2 protein-coding genes are annotated in these 1,045 nt (G+C 44.6%); both read left to right on the forward strand.

The features are described 5' to 3' along the window. On the forward strand, positions 1-328 hold a 328-nt coding region (locus R7D93_RS26085), incomplete at its 5' end, for a 5'-3' exonuclease H3TH domain-containing protein (protein ID WP_318129655.1). 192 nt (positions 329-520) lie between these two features. Further along, a partial coding sequence (locus R7D93_RS26090; RefSeq protein WP_318129656.1) for a DNA/RNA non-specific endonuclease occupies positions 521-1,045 on the forward strand: 525 nt, incomplete at its 3' end.

Raw genomic sequence — 1,045 nt, forward strand, 5'->3', positions numbered from 1 at the left:
TTGGTTGGATGAACCGTTTATTGAGAAAGAGTTTGGCGTAAAGCCAAGCCAACTCGCTGATTATTGGGGGTTAACTGGCATTAGTTCGAGCCAAGTGCCGGGCGTTCCGGGCATTGGACCGAAAGCTGCCAAAGAGATCCTAACTCAATTTGAAGATATTGAAGCGGCCTACGCCAGCGATGAACTTGCACCGAAATATCGCAAGAAACTGGATGAACACATTGAGTCTGCACGTCTATGTAAACGAGTAGCGGCGTTGAAATGCGATATCGAGCTCGGCTTTAACCTGCAAGACATTCGCTTTACCGGACCAAATAAAGCCGAGTAAGTACATCTCTTTTACGCTGTAAGTTTTGGGTTAGACAACACGTTTATAAAATCTGTTGTGTAACCCTTTACATTCACGGCAATGATATTTACCTCATCATTAACCTACAAGAGCTGATTAGTTTATAAGCTAATTCACAGTCTTAGTGAATAATTTCATTATTTTTAAATCTCTTAATAACGGAGAAAAATAATGAAAAACATCATCTTAGTATCTTTAGTCACACTCCTATCCTTCCCTACTCTTGCTGAAACTTGCGGTCAACACCTTGATAAAGGCATACCTTCTAGCAACGGCTATCAGTTCCTTTGCCGAGATGGCTATGCGGGTGAGTACTACTACAACACCAAAAACGCAGACTGGGTTGCTTACCACATTACCGCGGAAAGCGTGAACATCACCAACAAACGCAGTAACGCCTTCCAAGAAGACACTGAAATGCCGGATTACGCTCGCTCTACCCTAGCGGACTACAAAAGCTCAGGATACGACAGAGGGCACCTTGCGCCGTCAGCGACAATGGATTTCACCCAAGAGTCAATGAAGCAAAGCTTTTTGATGAGCAACATGTCGCCTCAACTGCCGGGGTTTAACCGAGTTGGTTGGCGCGTTCTAGAAGAACATGTTCGTGATCTCGCCAATGAGTACAATGAGCTTTATGTGGTGACTGGGCCGATTTACCAAGGTAACGAAGGAACAATTGGTAATGGTGTGGCG

The organism is Vibrio sp. YT-15 (assembly GCF_033337445.1).
Classification (GTDB): domain Bacteria; phylum Pseudomonadota; class Gammaproteobacteria; order Enterobacterales; family Vibrionaceae; genus Vibrio; species Vibrio alginolyticus.